At 46.4% G+C, this 19,514-nt stretch carries 15 protein-coding genes; 14 read left to right on the top strand and 1 reads right to left on the bottom strand.

Annotation, left to right across the window (positions count from 1 at the left end; all coding sequences use genetic code 11):
• The first annotated feature begins 1 nt into the window (after position 1).
• From DBK98_RS08470 to DBK98_RS08450, 5 genes are all read left to right on the top strand, one after another.
• Complete coding sequence (locus tag DBK98_RS08470; RefSeq protein ID WP_005810231.1) at positions 2–1,984, top strand: RagB/SusD family nutrient uptake outer membrane protein; 1,983 nt, start codon at positions 2–4, stop codon at positions 1,982–1,984.
• Positions 1,985–2,101: 117 nt separating this feature from the next.
• Positions 2,102–3,547 (top strand): sulfatase, encoded by a 1,446-nt coding sequence (locus DBK98_RS08465; protein WP_005810232.1) that lies wholly within the window; start codon positions 2,102–2,104, stop codon positions 3,545–3,547.
• Between the two features lie 5 nt (positions 3,548–3,552).
• Positions 3,553–4,935, top strand: a complete 1,383-nt coding sequence (locus DBK98_RS08460; protein WP_032537167.1) for an alpha-L-fucosidase — start codon at positions 3,553–3,555, stop codon at positions 4,933–4,935.
• Positions 4,936–4,943: 8 nt separating this feature from the next.
• A complete protein-coding gene (locus DBK98_RS08455; protein WP_032537168.1) occupies positions 4,944–7,022 on the top strand; it encodes a Sip1-related alpha-galactosidase in 2,079 nt (692 codons plus the stop codon).
• A 20-nt stretch (positions 7,023–7,042) separates the two neighbouring features.
• On the top strand, positions 7,043–8,599 hold the full coding sequence (locus DBK98_RS08450) for a sulfatase (RefSeq protein ID WP_005775601.1): 1,557 nt from the start codon (positions 7,043–7,045) through the stop codon (positions 8,597–8,599).
• Between the two features lie 75 nt (positions 8,600–8,674).
• Here DBK98_RS08450 and DBK98_RS08445 read toward each other — a convergent pair whose 3' ends face one another.
• On the bottom strand, positions 8,675–9,322 hold the full coding sequence (locus DBK98_RS08445; protein ID WP_032537169.1) for an HAD family hydrolase: 648 nt from the start codon (positions 9,320–9,322) through the stop codon (positions 8,675–8,677).
• 202 nt (positions 9,323–9,524) lie between these two features.
• On the opposite strand from DBK98_RS08445, the gene DBK98_RS08440 reads away from it, so the two are divergent.
• From DBK98_RS08440 to DBK98_RS08400, 9 genes are all read left to right on the top strand, one after another.
• Positions 9,525–10,658 (top strand): acyltransferase family protein, encoded by a 1,134-nt coding sequence (locus DBK98_RS08440; protein WP_005775597.1) that lies wholly within the window; start codon positions 9,525–9,527, stop codon positions 10,656–10,658.
• Between the two features lie 170 nt (positions 10,659–10,828).
• Positions 10,829–11,125 (top strand): hypothetical protein, encoded by a 297-nt coding sequence (locus DBK98_RS08435; RefSeq protein WP_032531193.1) that lies wholly within the window; start codon positions 10,829–10,831, stop codon positions 11,123–11,125.
• Positions 11,122–12,462, top strand: coding sequence for an alpha/beta fold hydrolase (locus DBK98_RS08430; RefSeq protein ID WP_005818455.1), 1,341 nt, complete (start codon positions 11,122–11,124; stop codon positions 12,460–12,462). Before DBK98_RS08435 ends, DBK98_RS08430 begins: the two co-directional genes overlap by 4 nt.
• A gap of 650 nt (positions 12,463–13,112) precedes the next feature.
• Positions 13,113–15,059, top strand: a complete 1,947-nt coding sequence (gene dxs, locus DBK98_RS08425; protein ID WP_005818453.1) for a 1-deoxy-D-xylulose-5-phosphate synthase — start codon at positions 13,113–13,115, stop codon at positions 15,057–15,059.
• Positions 15,060–15,099: 40 nt separating this feature from the next.
• A complete protein-coding gene (gene trkA / locus DBK98_RS08420) occupies positions 15,100–16,440 on the top strand; it encodes a Trk system potassium transporter TrkA (RefSeq protein ID WP_005775589.1) in 1,341 nt (446 codons plus the stop codon).
• A 4-nt stretch (positions 16,441–16,444) separates the two neighbouring features.
• On the top strand, positions 16,445–17,896 hold the full coding sequence (locus DBK98_RS08415; protein WP_005775588.1) for a TrkH family potassium uptake protein: 1,452 nt from the start codon (positions 16,445–16,447) through the stop codon (positions 17,894–17,896).
• Between the two features lie 133 nt (positions 17,897–18,029).
• A complete protein-coding gene (locus DBK98_RS08410; protein ID WP_005775587.1) occupies positions 18,030–18,407 on the top strand; it encodes a hypothetical protein in 378 nt (125 codons plus the stop codon).
• A gap of 150 nt (positions 18,408–18,557) precedes the next feature.
• Positions 18,558–18,908 (top strand): NADH-quinone oxidoreductase subunit A, encoded by a 351-nt coding sequence (locus DBK98_RS08405; protein ID WP_005775585.1) that lies wholly within the window; start codon positions 18,558–18,560, stop codon positions 18,906–18,908.
• Positions 18,899–19,489 (top strand): NADH-quinone oxidoreductase subunit B, encoded by a 591-nt coding sequence (locus tag DBK98_RS08400; RefSeq protein WP_032531159.1) that lies wholly within the window; start codon positions 18,899–18,901, stop codon positions 19,487–19,489. The genes DBK98_RS08405 and DBK98_RS08400 overlap by 10 nt, the downstream gene beginning before the upstream one ends.
• Positions 19,490–19,514: the final 25 nt, after the last annotated feature.

Here is a 19,514-nt window from a genome sequence, read left to right as displayed (position 1 = left end):
AATGAAAAAGAATCTATTATATATTTTTAGTTTAGCAAGTGTTTTATGCTCTTGCAATGATTTTCTCGATAAAGAGCCATTGGATGCCGTACCTACCGACAAATATCTGTTGGCAGAAAGTGATTTGGCGGCTTATTCGGCTAATTTGTATGACCAACTTCCATCCCACACTCCGGGACAATACAGTATGGGAGTATTTGCTACTGATAACAACAGTGATAACCAAGCTGCAAGTAACCCCAACAGTTCGTTTGTAAAAGGAGAAACTCGTGTAGCTCAAAGTGGTGGCGCCTGGGATTTCGGTAAAATTCGAAATGTAAATTACTTCATCAACAAAGTACGCCCTCGCCTGGAAGCTGGCGAACTAAGTGGAATGGAAGCTAATAACATGCATTATCTGGGAGAGATGTATTTCTTCCGTGCCTACATTTATTACACCAAGTTAGTTGCTCTCGGAGACTTCCCTATCCTAAAACAATGGATTTCGGAAGACTATGAAACGGTCAGGGAAGCAAGTAAACGTCGCCCGCGTAATGAAGTGGCACGCTTCATTTTACAAGATCTGGATTCTGCTTACTATTACATGAAAACAACTGCTCCTATGAGTAACCGTCTAAACAAAGATTGTGCTGCTTTATTGAAAAGCCGTGTAGCTCTCTTCGAAGGCACTTGGGAAAAGTATCATAAAGGAACTGCCCGCGTTCCGGGAGGCCCGGGATGGCCAGGAGCAGAAAAGGATTATCTGAAGGATTTCACGATTGACATCGATTCTGAAATCAAATTCTTCTTGACAGAGGCAAAAGAAGCCGCCCAAATTGTTGCAGATAAGTATCCGTTGTTCAATGATTATCCGTCACTATTCAACAGCCAATCATTAAGCAATGCTTCGGAAGTATTACTGTGGAGAGCTTATGATGCCAGCCTGACTCCTTCTGTGAATCACTTCGTAGTAGGATATATTCAGCGTAATGGAGGAGGTAACACCGGATGGACACGCAGTATGATGCAAACTTACCTGATGGAAAACGGATTACCTATTTATGCCGGCAATTCCGGTTATCAAGGAGATAAATCTTATGAAGCAGTTGCAACCGACCGTGACCCACGTCTGACATACAATACTTTATTACCTGGTGATCTATTATCAGAAGGAGGCAGCAATATCGAATATCTGGTCAAAGGATATGGCTATTATTACCGTGCACCAATTGTACTTGGACAGAATGAAAACAAATGTCCTACCGGCTATTCTGTAAAAAAAGGACTGACAACAGATGCTGCACAAGGTCCGACTCTGCCTTCAACTACAGCATGCGTTGTATTCCGGGCTGCAGAAGCATACCTGAATTATATGGAAGCAGATTATGAACTGAATAACTCACTCGATGCCAACAGTGATAAATACTGGAAAGCCCTCCGCAGCCGCGCAGGAATGGATACCGATTATCAGAAAACAATCAATGCGACAGATTTGAGTAAGGAACTGGATTTTGCCCGCTATTCCGGTTCAGAGTTTGTATCAAACACTTTGTATAACATCCGTCGGGAACGCCGTATTGAGTTTGCAGCCGAAGGGCTTCGTCTGAACGATCTGAAACGCTGGCGCTCACTGGATATGATGCAAAATTATCATGTTGAAGGATTCGATTTGTGGAGCGAAAACTATCAACGCTACACAACTCCCAATCCGGCACCAACAGCAGACGTCACTCTCTCTGTTATGAACCTGATAGAATCAGGGAACGCCAATGCCAATGTGTCAGCAAAATCAGAAAGCCAGTACCTGCGTCCTTACCGGATTAATACAAATAACATAGCCTATAACGGCTATAACTGGAACCAGAATAAATACCTGAATCCGATAGCCTTCGATCACTTCCGTCTGACAACAGCAGAAGAAGGGTCTACAGACTATACCACCTCCACAATTTATCAAAATCCGGGATGGAAGATAGAAACCAGCAGTCTCCCCGATGGAGATTAGTTTTCAGTAGATTAGATATCCGATAACCAACAGGACCTCCTCAAAAAAGTGCGGGGAGGTCTTGTTTCTTTCACCAAAAATTGTATTTTTATAGAAAAGATGTAACTTTACAGCATTATGAAAAAGATTATCCCTCAAACACTGCTTACCTTGCCTATCTTGGCCACAGGACTACAGGCACAGGAAAAGCAAACTCCCCCCAATCTGGTCTTCATTATGGCCGATCAATATCGAGGAGACGCAATGGGATGCATAGGCAAAGAGCCTGTACAAACCCCCAGTTTAGACCAACTTGCTGCCGAAGGTATCAATTTCACCAATGCTGTCAGTAGCTATCCGGTGTCATCGCCTGCGAGAGGAATGTTGATGACCGGTATGTACCCCATCTCCAGCAAGGTAACCGGTAACTGCAATTCTGCCACAGCCCCATACGGAGTGGAACTCCCACAAGACGCCAGGTGCTGGAGTGATGTACTTAAAGATCAGGGATACAACACCGGATATATCGGAAAGTGGCACCTGGACGCCCCTTACAAACCCTACGTAGACACTTACAACAACCGCGGAAAAGTGGCATGGAATGAATGGTGTCCGCCCGAACGTCGCCACGGTTTTGAACATTGGATAGCATACGGAACGTACGACTATCACCTTAAACCCATGTACTGGAATACAACTGCTCCACGGGACAGCTTCTATTACGTCAACCAATGGGGACCGGAATATGAAGCAGATAAAGCCATCGAGTACATCAACGAACAAAAGAACAAGAAACAGCCGTTTGCACTGGTTGTATCAATGAATCCACCCCACACGGGATACGAACTGGTACCGGACCGATACAAAGAGATATATAAAAATCTGGATGTAGAAGCTCTCTGCAAAGACCGTCCGGATATTCCGGCAAAAGGCACGGAAATGGGAGACTACTTCCGTAACAACATCCGCAATTACTATGCCTGCATCACAGGGGTAGACGAAAATGTAGGACGCATTATCGAAGCATTGAAACAAAATCATCTGTTCGATAATACCATCGTGGTCTTCACTTCCGACCATGGCATCTGCATGGGTGCTCACGAAAATGCCGGAAAAGATATTTTCTATGAAGAATCAATGCGCATTCCGATGATCATCTCCTGGCCGGATCAAATCAAACCCCGCCGGGATGATAAACTGATGATTGCCTTTGCCGACCTATACCCTTCTCTACTTTCTATGATGGGATTTCAAAAAGAAATACCCTCTACCGTACAGACATTTGATTTGGGCAACGCAATAATAACCGGAGAACCGAAAGAGATTGTCCAGCCTTACTACTTCGTGAAATATGACAATCACGCAACCGGCTACCGCGGGCTACGTACCGACCGATATACTTACGTGGTTCATGCCACCGATGGTAAAATCGATAAAGTGATCCTTTTCGACCGTAACAACGATCCGTATGAAATGGACAACATAGCCAACCAACAACCCGAACTGATACGGAAATTCAGCCGGCAGTTGCAAGCATGGCTTACCCAAACCAATGATCCATTTGCAAATTATATAACCCCTTAACCACCATGAACAAACTTAATTACACCCTACTCTTACTCTTTTTTTCTACCTATTGTGTGGCTCAACAAAGTAACATTCCCGTGCCCAAACCTCTTCAAATGAAATGGCACGAGGCTGAAATGGGAGCTGTGTTCCACTATGACCTTCATGTATTCGACGGAATACGTTATGGACAAGGCAACAACCGTATCAACCCGATAGAAGACTACAACATCTTTAATCCGACCGAATTGAACACTGACCAGTGGGTACAAGCAGCCAAAGCCGCCGGATGCAAATTTGCCGTACTTACCGCAACCCACGAAACCGGTTTCGGGCTATGGCAAAGTGACGTAAACCCATATTGCCTCAAAGCTGTGAAATGGAGAGACGGAAAAGGAGACATTGTCCGTGATTTCGTAAACTCCTGCCGCAAATATGGATTACAACCTGGAATTTATATCGGTATCCGTTGGAACTCTCTGCTGGGTATTCATAACTTTAAAGCCGAAGGAGAAGGTGAATTCGCCCATAACCGCCAGGCCTGGTACAAACGCTTGTGCGAAAAGATGGTGACAGAACTTTGCACCCGATACGGTGACCTTTATATGATCTGGTTTGACGGTGGAGCAGATGATCCCCGGGGAGACGGTCCGGATGTAGAGCCGATAGTCAATAAATATCAGCCCAATTGCCTCTTCTACCATAACATAGACCGTGCCGACTTTCGTTGGGGAGGTTCTGAATCGGGGACAGTGGGATATCCTTGTTGGTCTACCTTCCCGGCTCCCTGCTCACATCACAAAAGGATAGAAAGCAATGTCAACCAACTTGAGTTGCTGAAGCATGGTGACAAAGACGGAAAATATTGGGTACCCGCCATGGCCGATACTCCCCTGCGAGGAGCTAACGGACGTCATGAATGGTTCTGGGAACCGGATGACGAAAATAACATTTATTCGCTGAATGTGTTGATGAATATGTACGAGAAGTCCGTCGGACGTAATGCAACCCTGATTGTCGGACTGACTCCCGATCCGACCGGCCTGATTCCCGCAGGTGACGAACAACGCCTCAAAGAGTGGGGTGAAGAAATCAACCGCCGTTTTACTTCACCTCTGGCACAGACTTCAGGACAAAAGAAGAGCCTGACTCTGAACCTGAAATCCAAGCAACCGGTCAATTACTGCATTATTCAGGAAAACATAAAAAACGGAGAACGCATCCGCCAATATAAAATCGAAGCTAAAGTAGACGGGAAATGGAAAACCGTATGTACCGGAGAATCCGTAGGGCACAAGCGGATCGAGAAATTCGATCCCATTGAAGCAACGGCATTACGGCTGACAGTGCTGCAATCCATTGCCCTGCCCGATATTACAAACTTCAGTGCTTTCTCCGTAAATTAACCACAAGAATGAAGAAACATTTCATCATGAGTTTGCTTGCTTTAGCGGGTATGGTCTTCTCCGGAACGACCATACTCGCACAAAGCACGTTTATCTATGAAAAAGGTAAATCGTTCAAAGATGTAAATGCCTGTCAGATTCCGGAATCTCTCCGGATTGACGGGACATCTGCGCCGATCATGTACACAGAAACAGTTCCCGACAATCAATCTACTCTTTGCTATAACATTCAGCTACCTGCTTATGTACGAGGTGCATTTTTCAGCAGAGACTCCCGTCCCGGCGACTTCGAGTGGCCTAATAACACCAACCGGCTCTTGCCCTGGATGTTCGGTCGGTTGAAAGACCTTACACAGGAAAACTACCCCGGTATTCCTTCAAATGCACGTCCTTCCACTTTGGGAGACGCATTGTTACTACAACTCGCCGATGGCAATTACCTCTTCGTAAAAGCTCTGTCCGGAGATAATAGTCTCAGTTGGTTCCAGATAAACAAAGACGGTTCCCTGAACCTCTATGTATCCACACTCGGATGCGACCGCCTCTCGGGTAAAGTGCCGGTAGCATTAACTCAAAATGCCGGCAGCATTTATCAGGTACTCCGTCAGGCTTACGAAACACTGATAGCAGACCATAAAACTTCCGCACTGCAAAAGCGTACGGACAAAGAGTATTTCGAAGCACTGAATTACCTCGGATGGTGTACGTGGGAACATTATCACTACGATATTGACGAAACTAAAATACTGAATGATCTCGATGCCATCGAAGCGTCCGGCATTCCCGTACGCTACGTACTGATCGATGACGGGCACATAGCCAACAGACAACGCCAACTGATGAGCTTCGTTCCCGATCCGAAGCGTTTCCCTAACGGATGGAATAAAATCATGGCTCGCAAGAACAAAGACAGAATCCGCTGGATGGGATTATGGTACGCCCTTTCAGGATACTGGGCAGGAATATCTTCCGACAATGACTTCCCGGCAGATATAAAGCAAAGCCTCTACACGTTCAACGGGAGCCTGTTACCCGGCAAAAGCCCCCGGAACATCGATAATTTTTACCGGTACTACGTACGTTCGCTAAAGAACAACGGATTCGATTTTCTCAAAATAGACAATCAGGCGTTCACCTTACCTCTCTATATGGGTGGGACAGAAGTTGTCCGGCAGGCTAAAGAATGCAATCTGGCACTGGAAAGGCAGACACACGACCAACAGGTAGGGCTGATGAACTGCATGGCACAAAACACTCTCAATACTGACCATACATTGTATAGCGGAGTAACCCGCGTCAGCATCGATTACAAAAAGTATGATGAAGACATGGCTAAATCCCATCTTTTCCAATCGTACACCAATACCCTGTTGCAAGGACAGACAGTGTGGCCGGATCATGACATGTTTCATTCCAGCGACACGATCTGCGGCAGCCTGATGGCACGATCGAAAGCCATCTCCGGCGGACCGGTTTATCTTTCGGATTCACCGAAAGAATTTGTCAGTGAAAACATCTTCCCACTGATTGACAACAACGGAAAGATATTCCGTCCGGCAGCACCTGCCATACCGACTCCCGAATCAATCCTTACCAACCCGTTACAGGATGGAAAGGCATATCGGGTATTTGCTCCCACGGGAGATGAAGCAGTAAGCATCATCTGCTACAATCTGAACACTTCTTCCAAATACCGGGAAGTGACAGCCGGAATTGCCAAAGAAGATTATCTGTTACGAGAAACCCTTACCGGAAAACCGGACATGACCTCCTCCGGACGGATACTCCTGTTCGACTGGAAGGCCCGGACAGCCACCGAACTGACTTCGGCATATCCCGTGGAACTTGAGGGATTTACAGACGAGCTGTTCCATTTATGCCCCATCCGCAACGGTTGGGCCGTAATCGGCATACAAGAGAAGTATCTGTCTCCCGCAACCGTAGAGATCCTCTCCTCCACACCGGACCAACTGACTCTCAATGTACTTTGCCCCGGAACCTTAAAAGTATGGGCAGAGACTTCCGGAGGACAGGAACTAAGAAGTATCCGGATCAAAACTCCCGGAGAAATAACCCTCAAAAAGTAATACTCTAAATATATATCACGATGAATAAAAAACTAATCATTCCCTTCGCACTGGCTCCATTGGCTGCCCCTGCTCTGCAAGCACAGAGCCAACAGTCCGACGGACGCATGGACACACGTCCCAACATCATCCTTTTCATGGTGGATGACATGGGGTGGCAGGATACCTCGCTACCTTTCTGGACACAAAAAACGCACTATAATGAAGTGTACGAAACCCCTAACATGGAACGTCTTGCCAAACAAGGCGTAATGTTCACGCAGGCCTATGCCAGCAGTATCAGTTCGCCTACCCGCTGCAGCCTGATTACGGGAACGAATGCCGCCCGTCACCGGGTGACAAACTGGACCTATCCCAAAGGTCAGCAAACAGACCGTCCGAGCGATGTATTCAATGTAGCGGACTGGAACGTTAACGGTGTTTGTCAGGTCCCCAACATCGACCATACTTTCCAGGCGACCTCGCTGGCAGAAATTCTGAAAGACAATGGCTACCATACGATTCATTGCGGAAAAGCACACTTCGGCGCAGTGAATACTCCGGGAGAGAGTCCTTATCACATGGGATTTGAAGTGAACATTGCCGGACATGCAGGAGGCGGACTGGCCAGTTATCTGGGTGAAAACAATTATGGAAACCGGACGGACGGAAAGCCGAATCCTTGGTTTGCCGTTCCGGGACTGGATAAATACTGGGGAACAGACACTTTTGTAAGTGAAGCACTGACTCTGGAAGCCATAAAAGCACTGAACCACGCCAAAGAATACAATCAGCCTTTCTTCCTTTACATGGCACACTACGCCATTCATGTTCCCATCGATAAAGACAAACGTTTCTACCAAAAATACATCGACAAAGGACTGACTCCTAAAGAAGCCGCTTACGCCGCCCTGATTGAGGGTATGGACAAGAGTTTAGGCGACCTGATGGACTGGTTGGATAAAAACGGAGAAGCAGACAATACCATCGTCATCTTTATGAGTGACAACGGAGGATTGTCCAGCGAACCGGGATGGCGTGACGGCAAATTACATACGCAAAACTCTCCACTCAACAGCGGCAAAGGTTCTGCTTACGAAGGTGGTGTGCGCGAACCGATGATCGTACGTTGGCCCGGTGTAGTGAAACCGGATACCAAATGTGACAAGTATCTGATTATCGAGGATTTCTATCCTTCCATTCTTGAGATGGCACAAGTGAAGCATTACAAAACTGTTCAGCCGATTGATGGTATCAGCTTTATCCCGCTATTAAAGCAGACAGGCGACCCTTCGAAAGGACGCAGCCTGTATTGGAACTTCCCGAACCATTGGGGTAACGACGGTCCGGGTATAGGCCCGACTTGTACGGTACGTAAAGGAGACTGGAAGTTGATTTATTATTATGAAAACGGTAAGAAAGAGCTGTTCAACATTCCTCAAGATATAGGTGAAAAAAATAATCTGGCAGCCCAGCATCCGGATATCGTAAAACACCTGTCAAAAGATCTGGGTAACTATCTGCGTAAAGTCGGCGGACAACGCCCATCGTTCAAAGCCACCGGAAAACCATGCCCCTGGCCGGACGAAATCAAATAACCGCGCGAATAGACGCAACTTTATAAAAGAGGAAAACTGAAGCCCCGTAGAACCTTCAGTTTTCCTCTTTACTTATTAAACAATAGACAAAACAGCTTCCGCCTTATCCACTATAAAATCAGGACAGAACGATTCAAGCTCCGTACGGGGGCGGAATCCCCACGTGACTCCACAGGAAGTAACCCCGCTATTGATAGCCGTCTGCATATCTACTCCCGAATCGCCGATATACAATACTTCTTCTTTCGGTACATCGGCTATCTGCAGGATATCATCTACCACAGTGGGATCCGGCTTTACCTTCACACCTTCACGCTGGCCAAATACGGCAACGAACCGTATCCCGGGGAAATAATGTGCAATCAGTTTCTCGGTGGCTGCCTGATATTTGTTGGAAGCCACGGCCAATTTGTGGCCTTTATTCTGCAATGCTTCCAGTAATTCCGAAATTCCCGGGTAAGGACGACTCTCGTCAGCATTATGCCGATCGTAGTGCAAAAGAAATTCTTTACGGACACGGAGCACATTCTCTTCCGTCTTCTCTCCTTCGGGCAATGCACGCTCAAACAACTTATTGATACCGTTGCCCACCATAAAGTTATAGGAAGCAACTTCGTGAGTAGGGTATCCCAAAACTTGCAAAGCATGATTCGTACTATGTGCCAGATCGGCGATGGTATTCAATAAAGTACCATCCAAATCGAATATTATCAGTTTTTTCATCTCTTTATATCTCTATGTTTACGACAAAGATACGGATAATCCAGCGCTAACTTTACTGTCATCCCACCGACAAGCTTTATAATAATTGTTAACGGGAAGACGACAGTGACAAAAAAGGGATTGAATTTTGAGGGATAAGGCTCTTATACACGTATTTATTAGTAACTATCTATTTATTCTGATGCTTTAAAAACACATCTGTATGAAACAGCCGATAAGACAACGATTAGAATCATTGGACGCTTTAAGAGGACTGGACCTCTTTTTTCTGGTGGCATTAGGCCCCTTGTTAAGAACTTTAGTCAGAGCCATAGACTCTCCCCATCTGGATGGAGTAAACTGGTGCCTGCGACACGTCGACTGGATCGGCTTTTCCCCGTGGGATTTAATCATGCCCTTATTTCTTTTCATGTCCGGAATCTCTATCCCATTCGCTCTATCCCGATTCAAAGGGGAGGCAGACAAGAGTAAACTGATCTATCGGTTATGTAAGCGAGTACTGTTACTCTGGATTTTCGGCATGATGTGCCAAGGTAACCTATTGTCTTTTGATCCCGATCATCTGTATCTGTATACAAACACTCTGCAATCCATCGCTACGGGATATATTGCTGCTGCCTTATTGTTTCTCTATACCGGCAGAAAAACTCAAATCGTTCTCTGCGTTGCATTGCTACTCATTTATTGGGCTGCCATGAAGTTCATCAGCATCGATGGCTACGGAGGTGGCAATTATACTCCCGAAGGTAATCTGGCAGAATGGATCGACCGGACTGTATTGGGACGTTTCCGGGACGGAGCTTCCGTAGAAAACGGAACCATCATTTTTGCTGAAGGTTACTATTATACATGGATACTGAGCAGCCTGAATTTTATAGTCACTGTAATGACCGGATTGTTTGCCGGTTACATTGCCAAAGATGCAACAGAAGGTAAACATAAGCTTCGGTTGTACTTTGGCATCGGTGCAGGCATGGTTCTCGCAGGCTGGACATGGGGACTCGTATTTCCAGTTATCAAAACCATATGGACCAGTTCGATGGTACTGGTCAGCAGTGGTTATTGCTTCCTGCTGATGGGACTGTTTTATTACTGGATCGATTATAAACAACACCGCTCTCACCTGACGCTGCTGAAAGTATATGGAATGAACTCTATCCTCGCCTACTTGCTGGATTGCATCTTCGATTTCCGATGCATAGGAAATTCACTGTTTTATGGGCTCGAACCTTATATGGGTGCCTACTATCCTGTATTAATTTCTTTAGTCAGCATATCTATCGTATATGTCATCTTATGGCTGCTCTACCAACGCTCCATCTTTTTGAGAGTATAGAGAACTAAGGGCAATAACTTCGTTGACAGGCCGACACCGCTATCATAATATTTGTTAACAGGGATACGGAATCAGTCCGGAAAACTTCTTTTTCAAAGAAAATATTTTAAGTTTGTGAAATAGCACCCCAAAGGGAAGAATATGAACTTAAAAAAAGAAAGGAGATGCCTATGGGATCAAAGAAAACTGACTTAATGCGTATTTCATATTTTGTAGTCATCGTGATACTGGTATGCCTGATAGGTAACCTCAAAGATCTTTGGCTGCAATCGTGGACCGACCTGATCATCTATCTGATAGTTCTGTTTGCCGCCGCCGAATGTTTGTTCAGTACGTTCGCACGTATCCGTGCCGCCGGAGAGCGGAAACAACCCCGTTGGCTGACTTCTGTCTCCTTGCTGATTTACGGAATCTTTTTCTTCGGAACTCTATTTTTTATCGGAGATTTCTTAATAAACAAGTTATGATAAAAAACAATCTATTCAAAGGGATGTGCCTGTTATGGCTACTGCTGGCGGCAACCCCTGTATTGCAAGCACAGGATCGTATGCAACAGGCATCCGAACTGCTCGACCGACTGATTGCAGGTAAAGGAGACAGTGTGTATGTGCATCTGGACGATAACATCCGGAAAATGCTTTCCGTTGAAATGCTGAACGGACTATTCAAGCAATTGGAACAACAAGTAGGTAAGTACCAGTCGCACGGAGAGTGGAAAAACGAACAAATAAACGGTATGACTATTTATTACTGCGACGCTAAATTCGAACGTATTCCACTACGTTTTCTCACAGCATTCAATCCGGACGGAAAGGTGAATACCATTCGTTTCGTACCTGTTCCGGCTACAAATGCCACTCCCCCGACAGCATCGGTACAAGATAAAATAAAAGAAACAGACATACAAATTTGTACGGGAAGCTTTAAGCTTCCCGGCACACTGACTCTTCCTAAAAACGGCAAAAACCTGCCGGTAGTCATTTTAGTACATGGCTCGGGTCCCAACGACCGCGACGAAACGGTAGGAGTCAACAAACCTTTCCGGGACTTAGCGTACGGATTGGCCGAGCGCGGAATAGCCGTGATCCGTTACGATAAGCGCACCAAAGTGTATGGAGCCGATAGCGCGCCTGCGGGCAAAGAAATTACTTTCGATGAAGAATCGGTAGATGACGCCCTTTCGGCAGTAAAGCTTGCCGAATCAATACCGACTATAGATCCCGGACGAATTTACATCCTCGGACATAGTCTGGGGGGAACTCTGGCTCCCCGCATCGCCCAATGTAGCGATAAAACTCCGGCAGGAATTATTTTACTCGCAGGCGCCGCCCGTCCGCTTGAAGATCTGTTCATAAGTCAAGTAAAATATCTCGCCTCTGCACTCCCATCCACAAACGATATTCAAAAAGACATAGCTCAGTTACAAAAACAAGTGGACAATGTGAAAAAGCTGGATACAGATACGTTCGATATCACCATTCCTTTACCCATGAATCTTCCACACGCTTACTGGGCATTTGCCAATCAATATAAGCCTTTGGAAGTAGTTCGCAAACTGGCTCTCCCCATACTCGTCCTTCAAGGCGAACGTGATTACCAGGTCACCATGCATGATTTCGATTTATGGCACACCGCTCTGGCAGGGAATCCCAAGGCAATGTTTAAAACCTATCCCCGACTCAATCATTTATTCCAGGAAGGAGAAGGTAAGTCAGTCCCCCTTGAATACAGCCGTCCCGCCCCTATTCCCGCTTATGTAATGGATGACATCGCAGCTTTCATCAACCACCCCCCAAAACGATAGTTACCGGATTCCTCTGTATCACCCGCATATCACGCACATACAGTGGCTAATCAGGAATAGGGGAATGAATAATCATCTCACCATTCTTTCAGAAACAGATGATAGTAGAAACAAGGATGTTTCGTTTATCCGTATAAGTACCTCTATGCCTCATTCTTGCAGGACAACCCTCCAATCATTTTAAACCGGATTCAGAGCCCCCGGTGCAACATTGCAACACAAAACCGGTGTCCGTTAGCAAAGCCTTAATATCATTGTGACTTTGACAAGTATCGTCTATAATTTCAAGCGGATAAATCAGAGTACAGAAAAACGAAGGAACGTATTATCCCTCTCGATATCAACAATTTCAAGACCTTCATTCTTTAGTAAGCAAAAGGTTTGATTTAACATTATGTTAAAACAAGTCTTTTGTCTGCAAAGAACAAGCCTTTTAAATGCAAAACACTTGTTCTATGCAAACAGGAAGAAAACATTTTTGAAATGGCATTAACAATGTTAACGAAAGAGGATACCACATTATAAGCCATCCCACCATCCGCAAGTTTATCGGTCCGCCTCTCTTTCCGCCCTTACCCATTAAATTTCCAATCAAAAAGATGCTCCTTCCGCTTTCTTTTACTAAATTTGCATTTAAATTTGCCCGAATCATGAAGAATGAACCAACATATAGCTTGCTAAACACTATCAATTACCCCGAAGACCTGCGCCAACTCAGTGTAGATCAGCTGCCGGAGGTATGCGATGAATTGAGGCAAGACATCATCAAGGAACTATCGTGCAACCCGGGACACTTCGCGGCCAGTCTCGGTGTAGTGGAACTGACCGTAGCACTGCATTATGTGTACAATACTCCTTACGACCGTATTGTATGGGATGTAGGCCATCAGGCTTATGGACATAAAATACTGACCGGACGACGGGAAGCCTTCTCTACCAACCGTAAACTGGGCGGAATCCGCCCTTTTCCCTCACCCGAAGAAAGCGAATATGATACATTCACTTGCGGACATGCCTCCAACTCCATCTCGGCAGCGCTCGGCATGGCAGTGGCAGCTGAACGAAAGGGAGAACGGGACCGCCATGTAGTAGCGGTAATCGGCGACGGATCCATGAGCGGCGGACTGGCTTTCGAGGGTCTGAACAATGCTTCGTCTACCGCAAACAATCTGCTGATTATACTCAACGATAACGATATGGCCATCGACCGCAGTGTAGGTGGCATGAAACAATACTTATTTAACCTCACTACCTCGAACCGCTACAATCAGTTGCGTTTCAAGACATCACGGTTGTTGTTTAAAATGGGTCTGCTCAACGAAGAGCGCCGGAAAGCCCTGATACGGCTGGGCAACAGCCTGAAGTCACTGGCAGCCCAGCAACAGAACATTTTCGAGGGAATGAATATCCGTTACTTCGGCCCTATCGACGGGCACGACGTAAAGAACATAGCCCGCATCCTGCATGACATCAAAGATATGCAGGGACCCAAAATCCTGCATCTACACACCATCAAAGGAAAAGGATTCGGTCCGGCAGAGAAACAGGCCACCATATGGCATGCTCCGGGTAAATTTGACCCTGTAACGGGAAAACGGATTGTAGCCAATACAGACGGAATGCCACCGCTTTTCCAGGATGTGTTCGGTCATACACTGGCGGAACTTGCAGAAAAGAATAAACTGATTATGGGGGTTACTCCCGCCATGCCAAGCGGTTGCTCAATGAACATACTGATGGACCGCATGCCGGACCGCGCTTTCGACGTAGGCATCGCCGAAGGACATGCCGTAACTTTCTCAGGAGGTATGGCCAAAGACGGCCTGTTACCTTTCTGCAACATCTATTCATCGTTCATGCAACGGGCATACGATAATATCATTCACGACGTAGCGATACAAAAACTGAACGTAGTGTTCTGCCTCGACCGCGCCGGACTGGTAGGTGAAGACGGACCGACACACCACGGTGTGTTCGATATGGCCTATCTGCGCCCTATACCCAACCTGACCATCTCGTCACCAATGGACGAGCACGAGTTACGCCGCCTGATGTATACCGCCCAATTGCCCGACAAAGGACCTTTCGCCATCCGCTACCCTCGTGGACGGGGTTCACTCGTAGATTGGGAATGCCCGCTGGAAGAGATTCCCGTAGGAAAAGGACGCAAACTGAAGGACGGAGATGATCTGGCGGTAATCACGATTGGTCCTATCGGCAAGTTGGCTGCCCGTGCCATCGAACGTGCCGAAGCCGAAACAGGTATTTCTGTGGCACATTATGACCTGCGTTTCCTTAAGCCGCTCGATGAAGAGTTACTGCACGAAGTAGGTAAAAAGTTCCGCCACGTCATAACAGTGGAAGACGGCATTATAAAAGGCGGTATGGGATGTGCCGTACTGGAGTTCATGGCCGACAACGGATATTATCCCGAAATCAGGCGTATCGGTGTACCGGACAAGTTTATTGAACACGGATCGGTACAGCAACTCTATCACTTGTGCGGGATGGATGAAGAAGGCATTTACAAGGCAATTACTAAAAACGAATTACGGATGGACGCTCCTGTGGAAAGTTGCATGACTGCCCATTCTTAATCTCCGAGAATACGCAATAGAACCGCAATTTGCAATCAAAATGAAGATAATTATTGCTGGTGCCGGAGCTGTAGGCACACACTTGGCTAAATTACTCTCACGCGAGAAACAGGATATTATCCTGATGGATGACGACGAAGAAAAACTAAGCACACTCAGTTCGAACTTTGACCTGATGACTGTCACGGCCTCTCCTTCATCCATCTCCGGCCTGAAAGAGGTAGGCATCAAAGAGGCAGATCTCTTTATAGCCGTCACCCCCGACGAGAGCCGGAACATGACAGCATGTATGCTTGCCACCAATCTGGGAGCCGAAAAGACAGTAGCCCGCATCGACAACTACGAGTACTTGTTGCCGAAGAACAAAGAGTTTTTCCAGAAATTGGGCGTCGACTCACTGATTTACCCGGAGATGCTGGCTGCCAAGGAGATCGTATCGTCCATGCGCATGAGTTGGGTACGCCAATGGTGGGAATTCTGCGGAGGCTCACTGATCCTGATCGGTACAAAGATGCGTGAAAAAGCGGAGATACTGGACGTTACACTGGCCGAGCTGGGTGCACCGGACATCCCCTACCACGTGGTAGCCATCAAACGAGGTACTGAAACCATCATTCCCCGGGGAGACGATACCATCAAGTTACACGATATCGTTTACTTCACCACAACCCGGAAATACATCCCTTACATCCGGAAAATAGCCGGAAAGGAAGAATATGCCGATGTACGCAACGTCATGATCATGGGTGGCAGCCGCATTGCCGTCCGTACGGCGCAGTATGTACCGGATTACATGCAAGTGAAAATCGTAGATAATGATATTAACCGTTGCAATCGCCTGACGGAATTACTGGATGACAAGACAATGATCATCAACGGAGACGGACGGGACATGGACTTGCTCATCGAAGAAGGGCTAAAGAATACGGAAGCTTTCGTAGCCTTGACCGGCAACTCGGAAACCAACATCCTGGCCTGCCTTGCCGCCAAACGCATGGGAGTGAGCAAAACTGTGGCCGAAGTCGAAAATATCGACTACATCGGTATGGCCGAAAGTCTGGATATCGGTACGGTAATCAACAAGAAAATGATTGCTGCCAGCCACATCTACCAGATGATGTTGGATGCGGACGTGTCGAACGTGAAATGCCTGACCTTTGCCAATGCGGACGTAGCGGAATTCACTGTACCCGAAAACGCAAAAATCACCAAAAACAAAGTGAAAGACCTGGGACTGCCCAAGGGGACTACCATCGGCGGCCTGATCCGCAATGGTGAAGGTGTACTGGTTACGGGCGACACCCTTATCCAGGCAGGCGACCACGTCGTCGTATTCTGCCTGAGCATGATGATCAAGAAGATAGAAAAGTACTTTAATTGATGGTATGATAAACTCCAAAATGATATACCGCATTACAGGTTTTCTCTTGCTGATAGAGACCGCCCTGTTACTCTGCTGTGCGGGCGTTTCGCTGATTTACGGTGAAGACGACCTGAACAGTTTCCTATTGTCGGCGGGATTGACCACTCTGGTCGGTATCCTCCTGCTTGCCGTCGGAAAAGGAGCTGAAAAACAACTCAACCGACGCGACGGATATGTCATTGTCAGTGTGGCATGGGTCGTATTCTCCCTCTTCGGAATGCTCCCGTTCTACCTTAGCCATTACATACCAAGCATTACCAACGCCTTCTTTGAGACAATGTCAGGATTCAGCAGTACCGGAGCCACCATTCTTGACGACATAGAGGCACTGCCCCACGGACTCCTTTTCTGGCGAAGCATGACACAATGGATAGGCGGACTGGGTATTGTCTTTTTTACCATTGCCGTACTGCCCATTTTCGGAGTGAGCGGCGTACAGCTTTTCGCAGCCGAATCGAGCGGACCGACTTACGATAAAGTGCACCCCCGCATCGGCGTGACAGCCAAATGGATATGGACGATTTATGCCGGACTGACAGCCATCGAAGTAATTCTGTTGTTATTCGGCGGCATGGGATTGTTTGACAGTATCTGCCATTCGTTCGCCACCACAGGTACAGGAGGCTATTCCACTAAACAAGACAGCATAGCTTACTACAACTCACCTTATATAGAATATGTAATAGGCATTTTTATGTTCCTGTCCGGAATCAACTTTACGCTGCTTCTATTATTATTTACCGGCAAGCTGAAGAAGGTATCCCAGAATGCCGAGCTGAAATGGTACGTCATGTCAGTGATTATCTTTACCGGATTCATCGCAGCGGTACTTTACCGTACTACTTCAATGGGCGCAGAAGAATCATTCCGTAAAGCTTTCTTCCAAGTAGCTTCGCTTCATACTTCCACCGGATTTGTAACGGCCGACTATATGCAATGGGTACCTGTACTCTGGGGAACCCTGACTGTCATTATGCTGATAGGTGCCTGTGCCGGAAGTACCACAGGTGGTATGAAATGCATCCGGATGGTGATCCTCACCAAGGTATCACGGAATGAGTTTAAACACATCGTACACCCGAATGCAGTGCTCCCGGTCCGGGTGAACAAACAGGTCATCTCCCCTTCCATACTCTCGACGGTACTGGCCTTCTCGTTTCTATATGCCGTTATCATCATCATCAGTGTACTATTGATGATGGCAATGGGAGTAGGCTTTACCGAATCCATCGGTACGGTGATTTCAAGTATCGGCAATATGGGCCCCGGACTGGGTAGCTGCGGCCCCGCTTATTCATGGAACGGACTTCCCGAACTGGCAAAATGGTTGTTGTCATTCCTCATGTTGCTGGGACGTCTCGAGCTGTTTACCGTACTGCTTTTATTCAGTTCAGATTTTTGGAAAAGGAATTAGAAACAAGAGGATAACCTCATTTGTTGTATAATATAGAACAATATATGATTTATTAAAAAACCTTTTTTGTCACATGGAGTTTGCAAAAGAGATGAAATTAAATTCTATATTTGCAACCGTTTAAGGAATAGAAATGAAACAAAGCTTAAAATATTATATACTGATAGCGCTTGCCGTGCTGCTTCATTCGGTAACGATGAAGGCGGCAAATACCTCTTATATAATAGAAGATCCGGATCAGGACGAATGTTTTATTTCACAAGCCGCTCCTGCAAACCGGAACATTCTGGAGCGATTCCATTTTTATTGTACCATCATGCCCTGCGAAATGGGTCATGCAGATATTTCTCATGTACCAACGGATAAAAGCTTTATCCGTCCCGAAACGGTCTTCCATAAATACAGAATGAGAAATAATCCCTTATCAGATCATTCAATCTATTCACATACATACAATCCGTCGGATCCACTGACCTACTATGTCTACGGATTAAGGAAAATCATTATTTAGGAAAGCTACAAGCTACGAACAGCGATGCCATTTGTGAACAGATTCACTTGTGTCCTGTAGCTATCAACCCTTTCTCAATCAGTTGTCACTCAGAGGTGTGACGATTTATTGCATCTTTCAGATTATTCAATCTAAACATACTATTGGATTATGAATTTTACATTGTTAGTTGTCGTTCTGCTGACCGCAATTGCCTTTGTCGGTGTGGTGATAGCCCTTTCAAACGCTATCTCACCACGATCGTATAATGCGCAAAAGTTCGAAGCGTATGAATGTGGTATCCCTACACGCGGTAAATCATGGATGCAGTTCCGCGTAGGTTACTACCTGTTTGCTATCCTGTTTCTGATGTTCGACGTCGAAACGGTATTCCTGTTTCCCTGGGCAGTGATTGCCCGCGATCTGGGACCCCAAGGATTAATTAGTATTCTCTTCTTTTTAGTTGTGTTGGTTCTGGGCCTTGCCTATGCCTGGAAGAAAGGAGCACTGGAATGGAAATAATGAAAAAGCCCAAAATAAAGTCTATCCCCTATGAAGACTTCATCGATAACGAATCGTTGGAAAAGATGGTCAAAGAACTCAATGAAGGCGGAGCCAACGTCTTCGTGGGAGTGCTTGACGATCTTATCAACTGGGGACGCAGCAACTCGCTGTGGCCGCTTACTTTCGCAACCAGCTGTTGCGGTATCGAATTCATGGCACTGGGTGCCGCGCGTTATGACATGGCCCGCTTCGGGTTTGAAGTAGCCCGTGCCAGCCCGCGACAGGCCGACATGATTATGGTATGCGGAACCATCACCAATAAAATGGCCCCGGTACTGAAGCGTCTGTATGATCAGATGGCAGATCCCAAATATGTGATTGCCGTAGGAGGATGTGCAGTGAGCGGCGGTCCGTTCCGCAAGTCCTATCATGTGGTAAACGGAGTAGACAAGATTCTTCCGGTCGATGTATACATTCCCGGATGTCCGCCCCGTCCCGAAGCATTCTATTACGGCATGATGCAACTGCAACGCAAAGTGAAGATAGAAAAATTCTTCGGAGGAGTAAACCGAAAAGAGAAGAAACCTGAGAAGGAATAAACCCAGATGCATCACAGATTCGCAT

The organism is Bacteroides sp. PHL 2737, assembly GCF_004115325.2.
Taxonomy (GTDB): Bacteria; Bacteroidota; Bacteroidia; order Bacteroidales; family Bacteroidaceae; genus Bacteroides; species Bacteroides hominis.
This window is presented reverse-complemented; position numbering and strand designations above follow the sequence as displayed.